Source organism: Stenotrophomonas pictorum JCM 9942 (assembly GCF_001310775.1).
GTDB classification, from domain to species: Bacteria; Pseudomonadota; Gammaproteobacteria; order Xanthomonadales; family Xanthomonadaceae; genus Stenotrophomonas; species Stenotrophomonas pictorum.
Genome location: NZ_BAZI01000232.1, coordinates 1 through 4,321, shown reverse-complemented (window position 1 = coordinate 4,321; position 4,321 = coordinate 1). Strand labels below are relative to the sequence as shown.

Genomic DNA, 4,321 nt, shown 5'->3' with positions numbered 1-4,321 from the left:
CATCAGGATGCGCCGCGCGCCGGCCAGCCACGCCTCGCGGGCCTGGGGCGCCGTGGCTACGGTGATGCCCCAGGCGCCGCTTTGCAGCTGCAGCCGGAACAGTTCCGGGCTCATCGTGGTCTTGCCGTGCGGTGCCAGGTGCACGCCGTAGGCGGCGGTGAAGCGGCGCATCCATTCCAGGTTGTGCAGCAACGCTTCATGCCTCAGGACGCGGCGGGCAGGCTGACGTCCTCATGCAGGATCGACCAGCCCTGGGCGCTGGCGTCTGCAATACCCAGGGCCGTGGCGGACACGCCGATGCCCTTGCCACGCAGCGGGGCGGACGTGTGCTGAAATAATTTTTTATCCAATGCGATACACCCGGGCGACAAGCGCTGGCCACTGAAGCGGGAGCTGTCTATGTACCAGATATCGCCGCGAGTGAAAAATATTTTCGCATATTGCTGCATGGCAGCATATGAGAAGGGTGACGTTTGTCCTGAATGGGGACCTGCTGGAAACCGCTAATGTCGGCGCCGAGTCGCTAGAATCGACGGTTCAGCCACTGCAAGTCCCGTCGATGTCCAAAGAAGATTTCAAGCAGGCCGCCCTCGAATACCACCGCATCTCGCCCCCGGGCAAGATCCGGGTCGCGGCGACCAAGCCCATGTTGACCCAGCGCGACCTGTCGCTGGCGTACTCGCCCGGCGTGGCGCATGCCTGCGAAGCGATCGTGGCCGACCCTGCGCAGGTGAGCGAACTGACCGCCCGCGGCAATCTGGTGGCGGTGATCTCCAATGGCACCGCGGTGCTGGGTCTGGGCAATATCGGTCCGCTGGCCAGCAAGCCGGTGATGGAAGGCAAGGGCGTGCTGTTCCAGAAGTTCGCCGGCATCGACGTGTTCGATATCGAGGTCGACGAGAACGATCCGGACAAGCTCATCGACATCATCGCCTCGCTGGAGCCCACCTTCGGCGGCATCAACCTGGAAGACATCAAGGCGCCGGAGTGCTTCGTCATCGAGCGCAAGCTGCGCGAGCGGATGAACATCCCGGTATTCCATGACGACCAGCACGGCACCGCGATCATCGTCGGTGCGGCGGTGCTCAACGCCATGGTGATCACCGGCAAGAAGATCGAAGAGGTCAAGCTGGCCACCACCGGCATGGGCGCGGCCGGCATCTCCTGCGTGAACATGCTGGTGCAGCTGGGCCTGAAGCCGGAGAACATCCTGGCCTTCGACCGCGACGGCGTGATCCACACCGGTCGTACCGATCTGGATCCGGAAAAGGCCCGCTACGCCCGCGATACCGACAAGCGCACGCTGGCCGAAATTGTCGATGGTGCCGATATCTTCCTCGGCCTGTCCGCCGGCGGCATCCTGACCAAGGAGATGGTTGCGACGATGGCGCGTGATCCGGTGATCTTCGCGCTGGCCAATCCGTACCCGGAAATCCTGCCCGAAGACGCCAAGTCGGTGCGTCCGGACGTGATCATGGGTACCGGCCGTTCGGACTATCCGAACCAGATCAACAACGCGCTGTGCTTCCCGTATCTGTTCCGTGGCGCGCTTGATGTCGGCGCGACCGGGATCAACGAGGAAATGAAGATCGCCTGTGTGCGCGCGATTGCCGCGCTGGCGCGCAAGGAGGCCTCGGATCTGGGCGCCGCCTACGGTGGCGAATCGCCCAGTTTCGGTCGCGACTACCTGATTCCGCGTCCGTTCGACCGTCGCCTGCTGGTCGAACTGTCCGCCGCGGTGGCCCAGGCGGCGATGGATTCGGGCGTGGCAACCCGCCCGATCGCCGACATGGCCGCCTACCGCGACAAGCTGGCGCAGTTCGTCTACCGCACCAGCCTGTTCATGAAGCCGGTGTATGACCGTGCCCGCTGCGACAAGCAGCGCGTGGCCTATGCCGAGGGCGAAGAGGAAGTGGTGCTGCGCGCGGTGCAGAACGTGATTGACGAGGGCGTGGCTTTCCCGATCCTGATCGGCCGCCCGGAGGTGATCGAATCGCGCGTGGAGCGCCTGGGGCTGCGCATGCAGGCCGGCGTGGACTACGAGATCACCAACATCAACGATGATCCACGCTTCAACGAGTACTGGCAGTACTACCACGAGATGACCGGCCGCAAGGGCGTCACCGTGGCCGCGGCCAAGAACCTGATGCGCTCGCGGCCGACGCTGATCGCGGCGGTGATGGTCGCCCGCGGCGAAGCCGATGCGATGCTGTCGGGCCTGGTCGGCCGCTTCCACAAGAAGCTGGGCTATGTGCGCAGCGTGATTCCGCTGGAAGCCAAGGTCAGCTCGACCTCGGCGATGACCGGCGTGATCAACAACCAGGGCGTGTTCTTCTTTGTCGATACGCATGTGCAGGAAGACCCGACCGTCGAGCAGATCGTCGAGTCCACGCTGCAGGCGGCCTACCGCATGAAGCTGTTCGGCATCGAGCCGAAGATCGCGCTGCTGTCGCATTCGAACTTCGGCAGCCACGATTCCAAGGACGCGCTGAAGATGCGCCAGGTGCGCGAGGCGCTGCTCAAGCGCAATCCGCGTCTGAACGTGGATGGCGAGATGCAGGGCGATACCGCGTGGGACGAGGCGCTGCGCGAGAAGCTGCTGCCCAACAGCACGCTCAAGGGTCGCGCCAACCTGTTCGTGCTGCCCAACCTGGAAGCGGCCAACATCGCCTACAACCTGGTGCGTGTGTTCACCAACGGCGTTGCGATCGGGCCGATCCTGATGGGCATCTCCAAGCCGGTGCATATCCTCACCAGCAGCGCCAGCGTGCGCCGGGTGCTGAACATGACCGCGATCGCCGCGGTGGATGCGCAGATCCGCAAGCAGATGGAAGCCGAGCGCGGCAACGGCTGACCGGGCGGTTCACCGCCTATCCAAAGGGACCGGGCATTGCCCGGTCCCTTTCGTGTTTCTGGGGCCGGCGCTGCTAGAATTGGCTTCTCGCAATCCAGTTCCGTGCCTAGCCATGAGCCATACCGCCAACGCGCCCGCCAACGCCGAAAAGCGTTACACCGTGCACCGCGCCGACCTGCCGCTGAGCTGCCCGACGCCGGAAATGGCGCTGTGGAATTCGCACCCGCGCGTGTACCTGCCGATCGAGAACGAGCCCAATGGCGAGGCCGCGTGCCCGTACTGCGGCTCGGTGTTCGTGCTGGCTGATTGATCCTGCCGATGCGCCGCCTGACTGTGGTGCAGTTGCTGCCGGCGCTGCACTCCGGCGGTGTCGAGCGCTCGACGTTGGAGATTGCCCAGGCGCTGGTCGCCGCCGGCCACCGCGCCATCGTGGTGTCGGCGGGTGGACGCCTGGTGCAACCGCTGCTGGACAGCGGTGCCGAGCATCTCACTCTGGAGATCGGCCGCAAGTCGCTGCTGACGCTGCGGCACGTGGCCAGCCTGCGCCAGCTGTTTGTCGAAACCGGGGCCGATATCGTGCATGCGCGCTCGCGGCTGCCGGCGTGGCTGGGCTGGTACGCGTTGCGCGGGTTGCCAGCCGCTCAGCGTCCGCACTGGGTGACGACGATGCACGGGCTCAATTCGCCCGGGCGCTACAGCGCGATCATGGCCAGTGGCGAGCGTGTGATCTGCGTGTCGCAGACCGTGCGCGACTACCTGCTGGCCAACTATCCGCACACCGATTCGGCGGCGCTGCGGGTGATACCGCGGGGAGTGGATGTCGCGCAGTTTCCGCGCGTTGCCCGTAGTGATCGCCGCGCACGGCTGGCGGTCGCCGCGCAGTATCCGCTCCTCGCTGGCGATGGCCCCCTGCTGCTGCTGCCCGGTCGCGGCACGCGGTTGAAAGGGCATGCCTACGCGTTGCGGCTGCTGACGGCGTTGCGTGGCGAGGGTGTGCCGGCGGTGCTGTGGATGCCCGGTGCACGTGAACCCGGTCGCGAGGCCTATGTGCGCGAGCTGGAGCAGTCGGCGCAGAGGCTCGGCGTTGCCGAGGCGCTGGTGATCAGCGAGCCCACGTCCCGTATCGCCCAGGCCTACGCCGCCAGCGATCTGGTGCTGCAGCTGTCCGACAAGCCGGAGGCGTTCGGACGCACCGTGCTGGAGGCGCTGTCGGTCGGGCGTCCGGTGCTGGGCTGGAACCATGGCGGTACCGGGGAGCTGCTGGGACAGCTGCAGCCTTCTGGAGCGGTCGTGCCGGCAGACGAGGCCGCATTGCTGCAACGGGCACGCGCGCTGCTGCTGCATCCGCCGGCGTTGCCCGCCCGTATGCCTTTCACGCTGCAGGCGATGCAGCGCGCCACTTTGGATGTCTATGGTGAACTCGTTCGCTGATGCCGCTTCGCTGCCGCCCGCCGCGCGTCTTCCGGG

5 protein-coding genes are annotated in these 4,321 nt (G+C 65.9%); 3 read left to right on the top strand and 2 right to left on the bottom strand.

All coding sequences use genetic code 11. The annotated features are described in order from the left end of the window. On the bottom strand, positions 1–192 hold a 192-nt coding region (locus tag JCM9942_RS11385; protein WP_218185484.1), incomplete at its 3' end, for a hypothetical protein. 11 nt (positions 193–203) lie between these two features. Continuing rightward, positions 204–449 carry a hypothetical protein gene (locus JCM9942_RS11380; RefSeq protein WP_054659762.1) on the bottom strand — a complete coding sequence of 82 codons (246 nt, stop codon included), beginning with the start codon at positions 447–449 and terminating at the stop codon, positions 204–206. A gap of 110 nt (positions 450–559) precedes the next feature. Here JCM9942_RS11380 and JCM9942_RS11375 point away from each other — a divergent pair, with 110 nt between their 5' ends. From JCM9942_RS11375 to JCM9942_RS11365, 3 genes are all read left to right on the top strand, one after another. After that, entirely contained in the window at positions 560–2,854 is a 2,295-nt protein-coding gene (locus JCM9942_RS11375) for an NADP-dependent malic enzyme (protein WP_054659761.1), read from the top strand. Positions 2,855–2,966: 112 nt separating this feature from the next. Continuing rightward, on the top strand, positions 2,967–3,164 hold the full coding sequence (locus JCM9942_RS11370; RefSeq protein ID WP_054659759.1) for a zinc-finger domain-containing protein: 198 nt from the start codon (positions 2,967–2,969) through the stop codon (positions 3,162–3,164). Positions 3,165–3,172: 8 nt separating this feature from the next. Continuing rightward, a complete protein-coding gene (locus JCM9942_RS11365; protein ID WP_054659757.1) occupies positions 3,173–4,285 on the top strand; it encodes a glycosyltransferase in 1,113 nt (370 codons plus the stop codon). Positions 4,286–4,321: the final 36 nt, after the last annotated feature.

Excerpts from the sequence above, each read along its gene's own strand:
- JCM9942_RS11380 (WP_054659762.1), bottom strand. The coding sequence starts at position 449 with ATGCAGCAATATGCGAAAATATTTTTCACTCGCGGCGATATCTGGTAC.
- JCM9942_RS11375 (WP_054659761.1), top strand. The coding sequence starts at position 560 with ATGTCCAAAGAAGATTTCAAGCAGGCCGCCCTCGAATACCACCGCATC.
- JCM9942_RS11370 (WP_054659759.1), top strand. The coding sequence starts at position 2,967 with ATGAGCCATACCGCCAACGCGCCCGCCAACGCCGAAAAGCGTTACACC.
- JCM9942_RS11365 (WP_054659757.1), top strand. The coding sequence starts at position 3,173 with ATGCGCCGCCTGACTGTGGTGCAGTTGCTGCCGGCGCTGCACTCCGGC.